The following is a 16,697-nucleotide window of genomic DNA, read 5'->3' on the forward strand; positions in this document are numbered from 1 at the left end:
TCCTGCCTCGCGGTTGCCGTACCTCCGGGAAGTCATCCCTGGCGTTCACGGGAGACGGCGCTGGACTGGACGATCCCCCGGCTGCCGGTGGGCAGGCCGGACCCGCGCTGCCACGGCCGCCTGCCGGCCCCCGATCCGGCCGCCGGCCGCTCCGCCTTCCCAGGGTCCCCGCTGACGGGGGAGCGCTCGACGGTCAGCCCCGCCGCGCGGTGCGGCCCTTGAGGCGGCGGCCCAACTCGCGGGCGATCTCCCGGTCGGCGTCCCGCTGGGCCAGCACCTGCCGCTTGTCGTACGACTTCCGGCCCTTGGCCAGGGCGAGTTCCACCTTCGCCCAGCCGCCCGCGAAGTACATCGACAGCGGCACCAGGGTCAGCCCGCCCTCGCGGGTCTTCTCCAGGATCCGGGCGATCTCCACCCGGCGCAGCAGCAGCTTGCGGGTCCGCCGGGGCGCGTGGTTGGTCCAGCTGCCGAAGCCGTACTCGGCGATGTGCAGGCCGTGCAGCATGAGCTCGCCGTCGTGTTCCTGGGCGAACGCGTCGACCAGCGACGCCCGGCCCTCGCGCAGCGACTTGACCTCCGTGCCGGCCAGCACGATGCCCGCCTCGTAGGTCTTCAGGATCGTGTAGTCGTGCCGCGCCTTCTTGTTCGAGGCGATCAGCGTGCGCTCGGTCTGCCGGCCCGCGTTCACCTTGCGGAGGATATCCGCCCGACGCCCCCGGGCGACGGGCCGGTGCTCCGTTCAGAGCCGGCGGGCCTCCTCGGCCAGGCCGGCGAGCAGGCGGGCGACCGCGGGCGGGTGGTGCCGCCCGGCGGCGGTGGCCGCGTACACCCGGCGGGCCGGCGCGTCGTCGGCGTGCAGGCGCAGCAGGGCCAGGTCGGCCGGGGCGGCCCGGATCGCCAGCGCCGGCACCAGCGCGACCCCGAGACCGGCCGCCACGCAGCCCAGCTTGCCGGTCCAGTCGGCGGCGACGATGTCCACCCGGGGCCGGAAGCCGGGCGGCATGGTGGCGCGCATCAACGGGTCCTCGCCGCCGGGCGACCCGGCGACGAACGGGTCGTCGGTCAGCTCCGCCAGGCGTACCGTGCGGCGCCGGGCCAGCCGGTGGTCCCGGGCGACCGCGACCAACAGGCGCTCGTCGAGCAGGTGGTGCAGGTCGAAGCGCCCGGCGTCCAGCGGACGGTCGGGTGGCGCGCTCACCACGGCGACGTCGGCGTCGCCGGCGAGCAGCCGCTCCAGCAGGTCCGGCGTCCGCCCCTCCACCACCGACAGGGCCACCCGCGGATGCGCGCCGCGGAACCCGGCCAGCGCGCGCGGCACGAGGGCCGCCATCGCGGTCGGGAACGCGCCCACCCGCAGCCGGCCGCCGCCCAGCCCGCGCAGCGCGTCGAGGTCCCGGTGCGCGGTCGCCAGCCGTTCCAGCACCGCGTCGGCGTGCGGCAGCAGGCACCGCCCCGGCTCGGTCAGCGCGACGCCGCGCGGAAGGCGGTCGAACAGCACCACCCCGAGGTCGGCCTCCAGCGCGGCGATCTGCCGGGAGACCGCCGACTGCGTGTAGCGCAGCTCGCGGGCGGCGGCCGTGATCGAGCCGTGCCGGGCCACCGTCCGGAACACCTCCAGGGCCAGCGGTTGCATCCCGCGAGCGTACGCGGAGCCATGCGGCAGCCGCATGGCAGCCATAGGGAAGATTCGCTGGTCGCATGGCAGTGCCCTGCCTACGGTTCGGTGCATGACGAAGATCGCCGTACTCGGCGCCGGGCGGATGGGCGCGTCGATCGCCCTGCGCCTGCTCGACGCCGGCCACCAGGTGACGGTGTGGAACCGCACCGCCGCCCGCGTCGCCCCGCTCGGTCGGGCCGGCGCGGGCGTGGCCCGGACGCCGGCCGAGGCCGCCCGCGACGCCGAGGTCGCCATCACGATGCTCACCGACGCCGCCGCCGTCGAGACGGTGCTGTTCGGTCCGGTCGGAGCCGGTTCGGCCCTGCCGCCGGGCGCCTGCCTGGTCGAGATGTCCACCATCGGCCCGGCCGCCGTCCACGACCTCGCGGCGCGGCTGCCCGCCGCCGTCGACCTCGTCGACGCCCCGGTGGGCGGGAGCGTGGCCGCCGCCCGCGCCGGCCGGCTGCGGGTGCTCGCGGGCGGCACCGACGCCGCCGTCGCCCGGGTCGCCCCCGTCCTGGCGACGCTCGGCGCCGTACGCCACTGCGGCGGCACCGGCAGCGGGGCCGCGCTGAAGCTCGTGCTCAACACGGCACTGCTCGTGGCCCTCGGCGGGCTGGCCGACACCCTCGCGGTCGCCCGCGCCGTCGGCGTCGACCCCGCCACCGCCCTCGACGCGCTGGCCGGCGGCCCGCTCGGCGGCGTGCTCGGGCGGGCCGCCGCCCGCGACGCCGACTTCCCGGTCGCCCTCGCCGGCAAGGACCTCGACCTGGCCCGCGCCGCGCTCGACGCCACCGCCGCCCCGTTGGTCCGGGCGACCCGCGCCGTGCTCGACGCCGCCCCCGACCCGACCGCCGACATCGCCACCCTCGTCAGCCTGGAGCGCTCGTGAACCTCACCCTCGACAACCCGCCGACCGTGGCCGCGCCGTTCGGCGACCGGTTCGCCCACGTGGCCCGCCTCGACCTGCCCGGCGGCGCCCTGCTCGTCCTCGCCGGCCAGGTCGCCGTCGACGACGCCGGCCACCTCGTCGGCCCCGGCGACATCGTCGCGCAGTCCGAACGGATCTTCGAGATCGTCAGCGGCGTGCTGTCGGCCCACGGCGCGGGGCTGGCGGACGTGCTGCACATCCGGACGTTCATGACCGACCTCGGCGACCTGCCCGGGTACGCCTCGGTCCGGCGCCGGCTCTTCACCGCCACGCCTCCGCCCGCCAGCACGACGGTGGAGGTGAACCGTCTCTTCCTGCCGGGCGCGCTGATCGAGGTGGAGGTCACCGCCGCCGTCACCGGCCCGGGCGTCACGGCCTGACCCACGCGGGCGGGGCGCATCCGGTGGCCGGGCCGGCGTGGGTGGTCGCGGGGCGCCCCGGGTCGACCGTCGGGCGGCTCGCCGGATCAGCCCAGCGGCCGTGTGGGCCGACGGCGCGACACGCCGTTAGTACGCTCGTTCGACACGCCGAACACGGGGAGACGTCGCGCGATCGCAGCCAGTAGTCTCGGGCGGTCCTCGCCGGTCGGACGCGTCACGGCCACCCCGCCCGGCGGGGACGTCCGGTGAGCCCGCCGAAGGAGCGTCCGTGGAGTCGGTGACCCGCCAGCGCCAGCCGTCCGGGGAGGACGACCACCCCGACGACGCCTCCGCCACCACGCTGCTGCCCGAGCTGGAGGACGCGGAGTGGATGCACCACGCGCGGGAGTTCGCCCACACCAGCTTCTGGGCGGTCGCCCGCCGGCTGCCCCGGCTGGTCCGGGAGGCGATCGCGCTGGCCTGGGCGACCAGCCGCCGGGACACCGTCGCCTCCATCGGCCTGAACGTCGCCGCCGGGGTGATGACCACGTTCGGGCTGCTCGCCACCACCGGCGTCCTGCGCGAGCTGTTCACCGCCGGGCCCACCCCGGACCGGGTCCGCGCCGCGCTGCCGGCGCTGGCCGTGGCGGCGGCGGCCGTCGCGGCCCGGGGCGGGTTGACGATCGCGGCCGGCTGGGCGCAGGCCCGGCTGACCCCGCAGATCAACTACGAGGTGGAGCTGCGGCTCTTCGAGGCCACCACGGCGGTCGACCTGGCCGCGTTCGACGACGCCGGCTTCGCGGAGGAGATGGACCGGGCCCGGGACCGGGGCATGGGCGAGGCGGCCTACATCGTCGACCACACCGTCAACCTGGTCACCGGGGTGGTGGGGATGCTCGCCACCGCGGTGGCGGTGACGGTGATCCAGCCGGTGCTGCTGCCCTGCCTGCTGCTCGCGGCGGTGCCGCAGGCGGCCACCGCCGTCCGGATCGCCCGCCGGCAGTACCTGGCCATGCTCGCTCGGATCACCCGGCGGCGACGGATGTGGATGCTGGCCCGGCTGATGGCCAACCGGCACACCGCGGCCGAGGTCCGGGCCTACCAGATGCGCGACTTCCTGCTCGCGGAGTACCGCGCCATGATGGCGGTCGAGACCCGCGCCCACCTGCGGCTGGTCCGCGCGCAGACCACCACCCGGGTGGCCGGCGCGACCGTCGCCGGCCTCGCCACCTTCGGCGTCTACGCGGTCCTCGCCGCGCTGCTGCTGAACGGCATGGTCGCGCTCGCCGCCGCCGCGACCGCCCTGTTCGCCCTCCAGTCCGCCCGCACCAGCCTCAACGTCGCGGTCCTCGCCACCAACTCGCTCTACGAGGACGCCCTCTACTACCAGGACTACCGCGACTTCCTGGACCGGGCCGGGGCGCGCGTACCGGCCGGGGGCGGGCGGGCCGTGGACGGGTTCGACGAGGTCGAGCTGGACCGCGTCAGCCTGCGCTACCCGGACACCGAGCGGCCGGCCGTCGACGAGGTCAGCCTCACCGTGCGGCGCGGCCAGGTGGTCGCCCTGGTCGGCGAGAACGGCTCCGGCAAGACGACCCTGGCCAAGCTCATCGCCGGGCTCTACCGGCCCACGGGCGGCGCCGTGCGGTGGGACGGCGTGGACGCCCGCGAGCTGGATCCGCGGGCCACGGGCGGGCACGTGGCGGTGATGACGCAGGACTGGTGGAAGTTCCCGTTCACCGCCCGGCAGAACATCCGCGTCGGCCGGCACGACCGGGGGCCCGAGCGGCCGGGGCCCAGCGTGCAGGACGCCGCCCGGGCGGCAGCCGCGCACGACATGATCACGGGCCTGCCCTTCGGGTACGACACCCTGCTCGACCGCGAGTTCAAGGACGGCCAGGACCTCTCCGGCGGGCAGTGGCAGCGGCTCGTCGCCGCCCGTGGCCTCTACCGGGACGCCGCCCTGTTGATCTGCGACGAGCCGTCGGCCGCCCTGGACGCGCGGGCCGAGCACGCGCTCTTCCAGCACCTGCGTCGCCGTCCCGACCGGGCCGTCGTGCTGATCACCCACCGGCTGGCCAACGTCCGGCACGCCGACCAGATCTTCGTGATGGAGCAGGGCCGGCTCGTCCAGCAGGGCACCCACGACGAGCTGATGTCGGCCGACGGCCTCTACCGGGAGCTGTTCGACCTACAGGCCAGCGGCTACCTCGCCCGCTTGCCGGCGACCGACGACGCCCTGCCCCGTTGACCGGCCACCCGGCCCGTGGCCGTGTTGACTTCCAGCGCACTCGAATTCCTAGCGTGACCCGGACGCCCGGCGCACCCACGCCGGGCGCGGCGACACGAGGAGCACGACATGCGTTACCGCGTCCTGGGCGGCACCGGCATCGAGGTGAGCGTCCACGCCCTCGGCACGATGATGTTCGGCGCGGTCGGCAACCCCGACCACGACGACTGCGTCCGGATCATCCACGCCGCCCTCGACCGCGGCGTCAACCTGGTCGACACCGCCGACATGTACTCGGCCGGCGAGAGCGAACGCATCGTCGGCCGGGCGCTGCGGGGCCGCCGGGACGACGTCGTGCTCGCCACGAAGGTGCACTTCCCGATGGGGGAGGGGCGCAACCGGGGCGGCAACTCCCGACGCTGGATCCTGCGGGCCGTCGAGGACAGCCTCCGCCGGCTCGACACCGACTGGATCGACCTCTACCAGGTGCACCGCCCCGACCACACCACCGACACCGAGGAGACCCTCGGCGTCCTGAGCGACCTCGTCCGGGCCGGCAAGATCCGGGCGTTCGGCTGCTCGACGTTCCCGGCCGAGGAGATCGTCGAGGCGCAGCACGTGGCCGAGCGGCGCGGCCTCGGCCGGTTCCGCACCGAGCAGCCGCCGTACTCGATCCTGGCCCGGGGCGTCGAGGCCGACGTGCTCCCGGTCTGTCAGCGGTACGGCATGGGGGTGCTCGTCTGGAGCCCGCTCGCCTCGGGCTTCCTGTCCGGCCGCTACCGCCACGGCCGCCCCGTCGACCTGGCCACCGGCCGCCCCGCGCTCACTCCGGCGCGGTTCGACCCGTCGATCCCCGGCAACGCCGCCAAGTACCAGGCGGTCGAGCGGCTGGTCGAGCTGGCCGGGGACGTCGGCTGCTCGCTGCCGGAGCTGGCCGTGGCGTTCACCGTGGCCCACCCCGGGGTCACCTCGGCGATCCTCGGGCCGCGGACGATGGGGCAACTCGACGGGCTGCTCGCCGGCACCGCGCTGACGCTCGACGACGCCACGCTCGACCGGATCGACGAGATCGTTCCACCCGGCACCGACCTGTACGCCCCGGACGGCGTCTGGCGCCCGCCGGCGCTCACCGACCCGGCCCGTCGTCGCCGCCCGGCCGCCGACCGGCCCGCCGCCTGACCGCCGGCAGGCCCGCCTAATCGCCTGGCGCGGATCATGCTCGGGGAGGCAGACTCCGGGGGTGGATCATCGGGCGATGGTGGGGCTGAGCAAGCGGATGTCCCTGGCGCTGCGGCACCAGCCCGGCCGGTTCGGCCTCGTGCCGGACCTGGCCGGCTGGGTACCGGTCGACGATCTGCTCACCGCACTGCGGATCGACCGCGCCGACCTCGACGCCGTCGTCGCCGGCAACGACAAGCAGCGTTTCGCCGTCGAGCGCGGCCCCGACGGCGTCGAGCGGATCCGGGCCAACCAGGGGCACTCCATCCCGGTCGACCTGGGGCTCACGCCGTGCCCGCCGCCGGCGCGGCTCTACCACGGCACCAGCAGCGTCGCCCTCGACTCCATCCGGGCGACCGGCCTGCACCGGGGCGGTCGGCACCACGTCCACCTGTCACCGGACGTGGTGACGGCCCGGCAGGTGGGCGCCCGCCGGCGGGGAGACGTGGTGATCCTGACGGTGGACGCGGCGGCGATGGCCCGCGACGGGCACGCCTTCTACCGCAGCGCCAACGGGGTCTGGCTCACCGACGCGGTGCCCGCCCGCTACCTGGCGGTCTGACCGGCCACGTCCCGACCCGACCGAGCCGGCTGAGCCGGTGCGGCGACGTCTCCTCGCCCACCGGTCAGGCCTGGTATCCCACCGCTCCACCCTGAGCCGGATCGGCCCGGCTCGGGCTGTGCGGCGGCGGAGTCAGGCCGCCCGCTCGGCGAGGAAGTCGGCTAGCACCCGGGTGTGGGTGGAGAAGGCCAACTCCGTCGGCTCGGTGAGCACCAGCCACTCGGTGGCCTCCTCGGTGGGCGCCGAGGGCGGCAGCGCCTCGGCCCGCTGCTCGGGCAGCTCCCCGAAGACCATCATCGTGCCGCCGGCCGGGGCGCTGTGCACCGCGAAGAGGCGGGCGTCGGCGGCGTCGGCGCGCAGGCCGGTCTCCTCCCACAGCTCCCGGACCAGGGCGTCCTGCCACTCCTCGCCGTACTCGATGAAGCCGCCCGGCAGCGCGAGCAGGCCGCGCGCCGGCTCGATGTCCCGGCGGACGACGACCACGCCGAGGCCCGCCTCCGTGCGGACCGGCAGCACCGCCACCGCGACGGGCAGCGGGTTGCGCCAGACGGTCTCGCCGCAGGCCGCGCAGACCCGCGGCCACCCGGCCGCCGCCGGGTAGGCCACGCCGCAGAAGGAGCAGTGGGAGTACGCGGCGGCCGTCATGCCGCAGCACGTTACCCGCCCCGCTCGCGGGCGGCGGTCACGGACCGCCCGCGCGGAGGGCGTCGCGGGCGTCCATCAGGGCGAAACCGAGCAGGTTCGCGCCCTGCCACGCCCGCGGATCCTCGGCGCGCGGATCGTCCGCGGCCAGCCCGATGCCCCAGACGCGGTCCACCGGGCTGGCCTCCACGAGCACCCGCTCGCCGGTGGCCAGCAGGAACGCCCGCAGGTCGTCGTGCTGGCCGAACTTGGCGACGCTGCCGGCCACCACGATGTCGTAGCGCCGGGCCGCCCAGGTCGCCTCGTCGAAACCGCGCACCCGGCGGCCGAGCGACTTGGCGCGGTGCGGGTGCCCGGCCGCCAGGATCTGGGCGGCGACGTCCGCGTCGCCGAACAGCGTCGCCTTGTGCCACATCATCCAGTGTTCGGCGGTGGCATACGTCCGGCCGCCGCCACGGAACGGGGCTGGCCACCACTGGCTCAGGCAGCCGGGACCGACGCCGTCGCGTCGCGGCCGGTGGCCCCAGAAGTGCAGGAAGCGGAGCCTCTCGCCGGCCTGCGCGGCGGCGACGAGGTCGGCGACGGATCGCGGCGACATGCCGGAGAGTCTGCCCGACGGCTCCGACAGAACGCCGCACGTTTTCCGGCGGCGCCTCAGCGGTCGTCGTCGGTGGTCGCGTCGCCGGGTCGCCCGCGCAGCCGCCGTTCGCGCATGCCCCGGGCGAGCTCGGTCGCGAGGGCGTGCAGGGGTGGGGTCCAGAACCGACGGAAGTGGTCGAGCCACTGGTCGATCTCCCGGAGGGGTCGGGGGTCGACGGCGTAGAGCCGCCGGGTCCCCTGCGCGCGCACGGTGGCGAAGCCGTTGTCCCGCAGCACCTTCAGGTGCTGCGAGACGGCGGGCTGGGAGATCCCGAACTCGCGCCGGATCACGTCGCACAGCCCGCCGGCGGTCATCTCACCGTCGGTGAGCAGTTCGAGGATGCGGCGCCGCACCGGGTCGCCGAGCACATCGAAGGCGTGCACCGGTCATTTATATCAACTTCAACTTAATTAGGCGAGATCTGATGAACGCGGGCCGGTGTCGGGGACGCGACGCCAGGTCGTACGTCCCGGGCCGCCTGGCCGCGGCCATCCGTGGCGCCGCCCCGGCGGTGGCCGCCCCCCTCGGATCGCCGGCCCCCGGGCCACGATGTCGCACCCGTGGTCCATGATCCTCGTCGTGACGGCGACGCCGGGCCCATCCGGCGTCGGCGTGGTCACGGCGGCGCCGCGCGGCGGCGGACGGGAGGTTCGGACAGTGGCGGACGCGGAACAGGCCGCGTGGAGACGGCGCAGCACCCTGCGGGTGGTGCCGCCCGCACGGACCCGCAAGTTGGCGAAGGTGCCCTTCGTGGAGCTGGCCGACGGGCGGTTGCAGGGCGTGGTGTCCAGCGGATCGGACGTCGACCGGGTCTACGTGTCGTCGATCGCGTCCGGCACCCACGCCTACCACTGCAGCACCAACAACAACCGCCCCTGCGGAGGGCTCCGCGGTGTCCTGTGCAAGCACCTGCACGCCCTCGTGGACGAGGCCGTCCTCCAGTACGGCGTCGACCGGGTCGCCCGCTACCTGCGGGTCGAGGTCGGTGACGGCGCGAGCAGCGGCGCGGACGTGATCGCCGCGCTGGACGCGCGGCACGAGCCGACCCCCGCCGCGGTCGTGTTCAGCCGATTCCTGCGCCACCTGTCCTACCTGGAACTCCCCGGCAGCACGGCCCCCCTGCCCGAGCTGCACTGGTTTCCGGCCACCGGGGCGGGCCGCTGATGCTCGGCACGCAGTTCGCCGTCCTGCGCGACGGTGCCCCGACCGGTCTCACCGACGCCCTCGACCTCGTCGCCGGCCTCGACGGCGCCCTGGTCCGCGGGTTCGCCCGGGTCAACGAGGAGGACGCGGCGGCGCTGGCCGCGCTGGCCGCGGCGCTCGCCCCCACCCCGCTCGGCGACCTGGTGACCGAGGCGGTCGGCAAGGTGACCGCCGGTTCGGTGACCGAGGACCACCTCGTCGCCCTCGCCGGTGCCCGGTGCGCGCTGCTCGGCGCGGCTCACGACGCGCTGCTCGGGCAGTTCGACACCGCTCTGGGCCGGGCGCGGGCCCCCTGGGCCCCGGGCCCGCCCGAGCCTGCGGCCGACGCGCCGCCGCCGCTCGCCGGCGTCCGCGCGTGGCTGCACGAGCTGGCGCTCGCGGGCTGGGGCGGCGTCGACCACGAGCTCGTCGCCGCGGCCGCGACCCCGATCGAGGCCGCGCTCGCCGAGCCGGGCCTGCGTCGGCTGGGCGTGCTGCTCGACGGCCTGGCCGCCGAGCTGCGGGCCTGCGCGCCGGTCGCCACGATGACGCATCCGCCGGTCCGGCGCTGGGCCGACCTGTGGGCCCGGGGCCTGTTGCTCGCCCAGGACGCGGCGGCCGTGACCGCCCCACCGGCCGTGGAGGAGGTGTCCGGGCGGCTCCTCGTGCTCGGTGTCGACGTGCACGAGCACGACACCGCCGTGCAGGCACAGCTGCACGGGATCCTCGAACCGTCCGACGGTGGGGCACCCCGGCTGGTTTGCACCGCCGTCGGCGCGGTCAAGGTGGAGACGATCGTCGGGCCGGCGCTCTGGCGTCTGCTGGACGCCCACCCCGTGCTGTTGGCCGCGCTGGCCGAACGGCGAGGCGTGACGGTCACCGGCCTGCCGCTGCGCGGCGCCGACCTGATCTGGCACGACGACCGGGCGCGGCTCGGCGAGGCAGCCGACCCGTTCGCCACCGCGCGGGTCCTGCTGCCCACGGCGGTCGCGGCGGCGTCGGCGCCACTGGACCGGCACCCGGTCGGGATCGCCGAGCCCGTCCTGCTGGAGGGCTACACCGTGCGCGACGACGACGGCTCGCTCACCGTCGACCTGGACGGCCACCCGCTCGCCGTCGCGGTCGACCGGCTGCCCTCCTGCGGCCCGCTCACGCCCGGCCTGGTCGCGGCCTCCTCGGCGTGTCTCGGCCTGGTCCGGTGGGACGACGGACGGTGGCTGCTCCAGCCGCTGGCGGTGCAGGCCACCGTCAAGCGCAAGCCGGTCGACGCGCACACCGGCGACTGGGCGTGCGGGGTGACCGACCCGAAGGTCGCCAAGGCCGAGGCGAAGGCGGGCGACGCCGTGGCGGTGCTGCGCGAGCGCGCGGGACGGTTGCTGCGCCGATGACCGACTCCCTCGCCCCCGCCGAACACGCCGACGCCAACCGACGTCAGGTTCTCTACTGGCGCCTGCTCGCCCGGCTCTTCGACCCCGACGAGCAGCCCGCCCTGGAGTCGGCCAGCATGGCGGTCGTCGACGACCTCGGCCTGCCCGCCGCGCTGCTGGATCCGGCGGTGTCGGTCGACACCGTCGTCCAGCGCTTCCCGGAACTCGCCGCCGAGCTGCGCGGCCTGCTCCAACCGGGACAGGACGCGGGCCCGGGCCACACGCCGGGCGGTGGGCCCACCCCGCCCGGCCCCGCCACCACGACGGACGCCGGCTCCGACTCCGACACCGGTATCGACGTGGGGTCGGGCGCCGGCACCGGGTCGGACGCGAACGTCGGGTCGGACACCGACGCCGGGTCCGGTGCCGGCACCGGACCGGGCGATGCGGGGTCGGGCGGTGCCGGGCCGGCGACCGCGCCGGGTGCCACGGAGGTACGCCGCGCCGCCCTGGTGTCGAAGCTGCTGCTCAACGTGTTCGCCACCGGCCAGGGGGCGGTCGACGCCGGTCAACTGGCCCGGTGGCAGTCCGACGCGGGCTGGTTCGAGCAGGCGCTCGGCCTGGAGCCCGGGGAGCTGCGCCGCCACGGCGGCGCCGACGGTCTGGGCGGGGTGCTCGCCGGCCTGGAGGGTGACCTGGTCCGGCGGATGCACCTGCGGGAGGTGCTGGCCGACCCGGCGCTGGCCAGCCGGCTGACGCCGAGCATGTCGCTGATCGAGCAACTGCTGCGGGACAAGGCCAACCTCTCCGGCGTCGCCCTGGCCAACGCCAAGGCGCTCATCCGCCGGTTCGTCGACGAGGTCGCGGAGGTGCTGCGTACGCAGGTCGCGCAGACCAGCGTCGGCGTCGTCGACCGGTCGGTGCCGCCGAAGCGCGTGTACCGCAACCTCGACCTCGACCGCACCATCTGGCAGAACCTGACCAACTGGAGCCCGGAGGACGAGCGCCTCTACGTCGACCGGCTCTACTACCGTCAGACGGCCCGCCGGGTCACGCCGGCCCGGCTGATCGTGGTGGTGGACCAGTCGGGCTCCATGGTCGACTCGATGGTCAACTGCACCATCCTCGCGTCGATCTTCGCCGGGCTGCCCAAGGTGGACGTGCACCTCATCGCGTACGACACGCGGGCGCTGGACCTGACGCCGTGGGTGCACGACCCGTTCGAGGTGCTGCTGCGCACCAACCTGGGCGGCGGCAACGACGGCCCAGTCGCGATGGCGATGGCCCGCCCCAAGATCGTCGAACCGAAGAACACGGTCATGGTGTGGATCTCGGACTTCTACGAGTTCGGCCGATCCCAGCCGCTGTTCGACGGCATCGAGGCGGTGCACCGCTCCGGGGTGCGGTTCATCCCGGTCGGCTCGGTCAACAGCTCGGGCCAGCAGAGCGTCAACCCCTGGTTCCGGCAACGCTTCAAGGACCTGGGCACGCCGGTGATCTCCGGCCACATCCGCAAACTCGTCTTCGAACTCAAGAGCTTCCTCACCTAGGAGAACAGACCCCTCATGTCCGAGATGCTGCGTGCCCCCGCCGAGGTCAAGTACGCCGAGGAACTCGACTACCTGGAGTCGGTCGACACCGACCCGAAGCCGTTCTCGTGGCGGCTGAGCCCGCGGATGGTCCGATTGTTCATCCTCGGCTCGGAACGGGCCGACGGGCTCGACCGGGAGATCCCGCAGAAGTGGTTCGGCGACCGTACGTTCGTCGAACGGAGCATCGTGACCCTGGCGTCGGACCGGGGCCTGCTGCTGATCGGCGACCCGGGCACCGGCAAGAGTTGGCTCGCCGAGCTGCTGGCGGCGGCGGTCTGCCGCAACTCGACCCTGGTGGTGCAGGGCACCGCCGGCACCACCGAGGACCACATCAAGTACTCGTGGAACGTGTCCATGGTGATCGCCAGGGGCCAGTCCCGGGAGTCCATGATCCCGTCGCCGATCATGACCGCGATGGAGCAGGGCGTGGTCGGCCGGTTCGAGGAGCTGACCCGCTCCACCAGCGACGTGCAGGACGCGCTGATCTCGATCCTGTCGGAGAAGTACGTCTCCATCCCGGAGCTGGACCACGACAACATCGTCTTCGCCAAGCCCGGCTTCTCGATCATCGCCACCGCGAACAGCCGGGACCGGGGCGTGAACGACCTCTCGTCCGCGCTCAAGCGGCGGTTCAACTTCGTCCGGATCCCCGTGGTGACCAACAAGCGCAGCGAGGCGGAGATCGTCCGCTTCCGCACCGAGGAGCTGCTGCGCCGGCACCAGATCACGCTCGACGTGCCGCCCACCCTGCTGGACATCCTGTTGCAGAGCTTCGCCGACCTGCGCGCCGCCGCCTCCTCGGCGACCAGCGACGACGAGAAGCTGGAGTCGGCGCTGTCCACCGCCGAGCAGATCGGCGTGCTGGAGGACGCCATCCTGCACAGCCAGTTCTTCGGCGACCGCACCCTGCGCGCCGCGACGCTGGCCGGGTCGCTGGTCGGCTCCCTGGCCCGGCGCAGCCCGGAGGACCTGGCGATCCTCAACAAGTACCTGCACGGGGTGGTGGAACCGCGCGCCAAGCAGGACGGCGGCCCCTGGGAGGGCTTCCTCGACGGCGGCCGCCAGGCCATCGCCTCCCTGTCGTGACCGCGCCCACCGAGGCCGGGCCGTTCGGCGCGCTGCGTCAGCAGCTCACCGCCGCCGCCACCGCCTTCGCCGACAGCCCGGGTGCCGTCGCCGACATCCTCGCCGGCATGGTCGACGACGTCGACCGCGCCCTCGGCGAGGAACTGGAGATCTTCCCGGTCTGCCACCACTCGCCGGCGTCCGCGCTGGCCATGGTCCGCCGGCTGCGCGCCAAGCAGCCGAAGGTGATCTACCTGGAGCTGTGCGAGGACCTCCAGCCGCTACTGGGCGAGCTGCGCAACTGCCGCCTGCCGGTGGCGGTGCAGGCGTTCGCCTCCGAGCTGGAGGGCTTCCCGGCCGACTGGGGGCCGCTCAGCGTGGTCGCGCCGATCACCGAGGCCAGCGCCGAATACCAGGCCATCGCGTACGCGCTGGAGACGCCGGGGGTCGAGCTGGTCCTGGTGGACCGCTCCACCGACCACGTCTTCCAGTGGCTGCCCCGCCCTCCCGGCACCGCCGACGACGCCCCGGCGGGCGGGGACGTCGAGCCGGCCGCGCCGCCGGAGGAGGAGGCGGCCCTGCACGGGGACGCCGTCGGGGTCGAGATCGGGGACCTGCGGCCCCGCTTCGCGGAACTCGAGGCGTACCTGCTGCACCACGGCAAGGTGCGGCACTGGTCGGAATGGTGGGACCAGTACGTCGAGCAGCCGCTCGCCGACGCCGACCACGACACCTACCGACAGGTGATGGTGCTGATCGGCAGCCTGTTCCGGCGGCTGCGCCCGGCCGGGGCGGACCGGCAGGACCGGGACGAGGACCGCGAACGCTACATGTGGACCCGGATGCGGCAGCACCTCGCCGATTCCGGGGCCGATCCCGCCGACTGCCTCTACGTCTGCGGGGCGTTCCACGCCGCCAGCCGGGTCGAGCAGTTCGGGCTGCGGGCCGACGCCCCGTTCGAGATCACCCCGCGCACCGGCACCCGGTGGCACTACGGCCTGATCCCCTCCAGCCACTCCGCCATCGAGGCGCAGTTCGGGCTCGCGCCCGGGTCGGTGTCGATCGCCGCGGCGACCTGGACGAAGGCGGTCGCCCGGACCGGGCTGTCGCCGTTCCGGCTAGAGGGGCAGCGCGGCACCCGCACGCGCGCCGGCCGTCGCCGCGCCGCCCCGGCCCCCGTGCCCGCCGCCCCGGTCGCCGACCGGCTCTCCGGCTACCTCGGGCGGCCGCCGGCGGTGCAGGGCCTCGACGAGGCGGAGCTGCGGGGCTGGTGCGTCGACATCGTCCGGCTGGCCCGGCGCAACGGCTACCTCGCCAGCACCGCCGACGCCATCGCCGTGTTCGAGACGTCGATCCTCCTCGCCGGCCTGCGCAACCGGGCCCGCCCCACGCCGTACGACTTCGCCGACGCGGCGGTCACCTGCATCGAGAAGGACGTCGTGCCGGGGCGCCGGGACGTCCGCCGGCTCTGCGAGATCCTGTTCGGCGGCGACCGGATCGGCCAGGTGGGCTACGAGGCGCTGCCGCCGCTCGCCCGCGACGTCCACGACCGGCTCGCCCCGCTCGGGCTGGACCTGGAGAAGCGCCAGATCCAGCGGGCGCTGCTGGACCTGCACGCCGACCCCGGGTTGGCGCCCTGCTCCGACCTGCTCTGGCGGCTGCGGCACCTGCTGCCGCCCGACGCGGTGCGACCCATCATGGGCGAGCGCCGGTTGGGGCACCGCTCGATCCAGGAGAGCTGGGACCTGGCCCTCGGCCGCCACCAGCGGGCGCTCATCGAGCTGGGCTACGAGGGCGTCACCGTCGAGCAGGTGCTGGAGCAGCGGCTGCGACGCGCCGTCCGGGGCCCGGACGCCACGGCCTCGGTCGCGCTGGAGGCCGTCGAGGACGCCGTACGCCTGCTCGACAGCCCGCGCCTGGTCGAGGAGCTGGGCAACCGGGCGGTGGAGCTGCTCGCCGCCGAACGCACCGTCGACGACGCGCCCGAGGTGCTGCGCCGGATCCGGCGGCTGCTGACCCACCACCGCGCCACCGGGCCGCTGCCGGCCTGGTGCGAGGCGTTCGTGACCACCGGGTACGCCCACTACTGCACCCTGCTGCCCACGGCGTTCGTCGACGAGGGGAGCGGGGTCCGTCAGGTCGGCGCCATGCTGGGTTTCCTGTTCGGCATGGAGAGCCTGGCGCTCTCTTTGGGCTGCGACCGGTCCCAGCTCGAACTCGCCGTCGCGCAGTCCCACCCGGAGGCGCCGGCCAAGGTCGCCCTGCTCTGGGTCGCCCGGCACCAGCTCGGCCTGCTGCCCCTGGCCGAGCTGCGCCGGCGGTGCGCCGACCTGCTCGGCAACCCGCTGGTGGTGCCCGCCTTCCCGCAGTACCTCAGCGGATTCGTGCAGGCCCTGGAGTCGGTGCCCGGGCTCGCCCCGTTCGTCGTGGAGGTGATGTCGTCCGCGTTCGCCCGGCTGCCCGACCCGGTCCTGCTGCCCTGGCTGCCCACGCTGATCACCACCCTGCGCGACCACGGCCCGGAACTGGTGCCGCTGCTGGTCCGCGAGGCGGGCCGCACCTTCCCGGGGTCGCTGCCCGCGCTGGACGCCTGGGTGCCGCCGTGGGAGGCCTCGGCGTCCCCGCCGCCGGCGGTTTCCGCCGTTCCGTCCGGGCCGGTGGCCGCCCTGCTGTCCGGCCATCCGGAGCCGGTCGACGCCGTCGCCGCGCTGCTCGGCTGCGCGGGTGACTGGCGTACGCCGGACGACGCCGCCGGGGCCGCCGTCCCGGCGGGGCTGGCCGCGCTGCTGGCCGCCCACCCGGAGACCACCGGTGCGGTGGCCGCCCTGATCGAGGCCGGGTCGTGACGGCGCGCGCACGGCCCGGCGATCCGTCGGCGGGTGCCGGGTGAGGATCGGCGAACTGGCGGTCGGCGGCGCCGCCTTCCGCGTCAGCCTGGCCGCCGCCAGGCTGGTCACCGGCCGCGTCGTCGTGTACGGCGTGGCCGGTGGTGAGGCCACGATCGCAACTGGGAACCGAACTCCACCCACCAGGTCCACCTGATCGGCCTGCACATCGGCGTGTTGGCGCAGCACGCGCCGGCGGTCTTCGACGAGCTGACCGCCGAGCTGTCCGCCCTCTTGGCCGCCGGGGTGCCCACCCCCGGTCGACCCACCGTGTACGACCTGGCCGACGGGCCGAAGGCGCTCGCCGCACCGGAGGCGCGGGCCACCGTCGGCAAGCTGGTCCTGCGGCCCTGAGCCGGTCCGGACG

At 75.0% G+C, this 16,697-nt stretch carries 15 protein-coding genes and 2 pseudogenes; 12 read left to right on the forward strand and 5 right to left on the reverse strand.

Annotation, left to right across the window (positions count from 1 at the left end; genetic code table 11):
• Positions 1-193: 193 nt before the first annotated feature.
• Both smpB and ACFY23_RS25860 read right to left on the reverse strand, forming a co-directional pair.
• Positions 194-688 carry an SsrA-binding protein SmpB gene (gene smpB / locus ACFY23_RS25855; protein WP_350679236.1) on the reverse strand — a complete coding sequence of 165 codons (495 nt, stop codon included), beginning with the start codon at positions 686-688 and terminating at the stop codon, positions 194-196.
• A 51-nt stretch (positions 689-739) separates the two neighbouring features.
• Positions 740-1,633, reverse strand: coding sequence for a LysR substrate-binding domain-containing protein (locus tag ACFY23_RS25860; RefSeq protein ID WP_350679234.1), 894 nt, complete (start codon positions 1,631-1,633; stop codon positions 740-742).
• 94 nt (positions 1,634-1,727) lie between these two features.
• Between ACFY23_RS25860 and ACFY23_RS25865 the strand changes: the two genes are divergently transcribed.
• The 5 genes from ACFY23_RS25865 (at position 1,728) to ACFY23_RS25885 (ending at position 6,957) form a co-directional block, all read left to right on the forward strand.
• A complete protein-coding gene (locus ACFY23_RS25865) occupies positions 1,728-2,549 on the forward strand; it encodes an NAD(P)-dependent oxidoreductase (protein WP_350679232.1) in 822 nt (273 codons plus the stop codon).
• Positions 2,546-2,968 (forward strand): RidA family protein, encoded by a 423-nt coding sequence (locus tag ACFY23_RS25870; RefSeq protein ID WP_350679230.1) that lies wholly within the window; start codon positions 2,546-2,548, stop codon positions 2,966-2,968. Before ACFY23_RS25865 ends, ACFY23_RS25870 begins: the two co-directional genes overlap by 4 nt.
• 370 nt (positions 2,969-3,338) lie before the next feature.
• Positions 3,339-5,198, forward strand: a complete 1,860-nt coding sequence (locus tag ACFY23_RS25875) for an ABC transporter ATP-binding protein (RefSeq protein ID WP_350679294.1) — start codon at positions 3,339-3,341, stop codon at positions 5,196-5,198.
• A gap of 108 nt (positions 5,199-5,306) precedes the next feature.
• Entirely contained in the window at positions 5,307-6,356 is a 1,050-nt protein-coding gene (locus ACFY23_RS25880; RefSeq protein ID WP_350679228.1) for an aldo/keto reductase, read from the forward strand.
• A gap of 61 nt (positions 6,357-6,417) precedes the next feature.
• The gene (locus ACFY23_RS25885; RefSeq protein WP_350679226.1) at positions 6,418-6,957 is read left to right on the forward strand and encodes an RNA 2'-phosphotransferase; all 540 of its coding nucleotides are present in this window, start codon (positions 6,418-6,420) and stop codon (positions 6,955-6,957) included.
• Between the two features lie 132 nt (positions 6,958-7,089).
• Here the strand turns inward: ACFY23_RS25885 and ACFY23_RS25890 are convergent, their stop codons facing one another.
• The 3 genes from ACFY23_RS25890 to ACFY23_RS25900 are packed head-to-tail and all read right to left on the reverse strand — an operon-like array spanning position 7,090 to position 8,622.
• Positions 7,090-7,602, reverse strand: a complete 513-nt coding sequence (locus ACFY23_RS25890; protein WP_350679224.1) for an NUDIX domain-containing protein — start codon at positions 7,600-7,602, stop codon at positions 7,090-7,092.
• 37 nt (positions 7,603-7,639) lie between these two features.
• A complete protein-coding gene (locus ACFY23_RS25895) occupies positions 7,640-8,197 on the reverse strand; it encodes an NADAR family protein (protein ID WP_350679222.1) in 558 nt (185 codons plus the stop codon).
• 56 nt (positions 8,198-8,253) lie between these two features.
• Positions 8,254-8,622, reverse strand: coding sequence for a metalloregulator ArsR/SmtB family transcription factor (locus ACFY23_RS25900; protein WP_350679220.1), 369 nt, complete (start codon positions 8,620-8,622; stop codon positions 8,254-8,256).
• Positions 8,623-8,896: 274 nt separating this feature from the next.
• Between ACFY23_RS25900 and ACFY23_RS25905 the strand changes: the two genes are divergently transcribed.
• The 7 genes and pseudogenes from ACFY23_RS25905 to ACFY23_RS25935 all read left to right on the forward strand — a co-directional run bounded on the left by ACFY23_RS25905 (position 8,897) and on the right by ACFY23_RS25935 (position 16,684).
• The gene (locus tag ACFY23_RS25905) at positions 8,897-9,403 is read left to right on the forward strand and encodes a hypothetical protein (RefSeq protein WP_350679218.1); all 507 of its coding nucleotides are present in this window, start codon (positions 8,897-8,899) and stop codon (positions 9,401-9,403) included.
• Positions 9,403-10,809 (forward strand): hypothetical protein, encoded by a 1,407-nt coding sequence (locus ACFY23_RS25910; protein ID WP_350679216.1) that lies wholly within the window; start codon positions 9,403-9,405, stop codon positions 10,807-10,809. The genes ACFY23_RS25905 and ACFY23_RS25910 overlap by 1 nt, the downstream gene beginning before the upstream one ends.
• Positions 10,806-11,075 (forward strand): annotated as a pseudogene (locus ACFY23_RS25915) (VWA containing CoxE family protein); the annotation flags it as partial. The gene ACFY23_RS25910 and the pseudogene ACFY23_RS25915, both read left to right, overlap by 4 nt.
• 108 nt (positions 11,076-11,183) lie before the next feature.
• Positions 11,184-12,338, forward strand: a pseudogene (locus ACFY23_RS25920) (VWA domain-containing protein); the annotation flags it as partial.
• Positions 12,339-12,353: 15 nt separating this feature from the next.
• Positions 12,354-13,466, forward strand: coding sequence for an AAA family ATPase (locus ACFY23_RS25925; protein WP_350679214.1), 1,113 nt, complete (start codon positions 12,354-12,356; stop codon positions 13,464-13,466).
• Positions 13,463-16,291: a hypothetical protein gene (locus tag ACFY23_RS25930; RefSeq protein ID WP_350679212.1), complete on the forward strand. Its 2,829-nt coding sequence runs from the start codon at positions 13,463-13,465 to the stop codon at positions 16,289-16,291. The genes ACFY23_RS25925 and ACFY23_RS25930 overlap by 4 nt, the downstream gene beginning before the upstream one ends.
• A gap of 213 nt (positions 16,292-16,504) precedes the next feature.
• On the forward strand, positions 16,505-16,684 hold the full coding sequence (locus tag ACFY23_RS25935) for a hypothetical protein (RefSeq protein ID WP_350679208.1): 180 nt from the start codon (positions 16,505-16,507) through the stop codon (positions 16,682-16,684).
• Positions 16,685-16,697 lie beyond the last annotated feature (13 nt).

Origin of the sequence: Micromonospora sp. NPDC000121 (assembly GCF_042899165.1) — a bacterium.
Taxonomy (GTDB): domain Bacteria; phylum Actinomycetota; class Actinomycetes; order Mycobacteriales; family Micromonosporaceae; genus Micromonospora.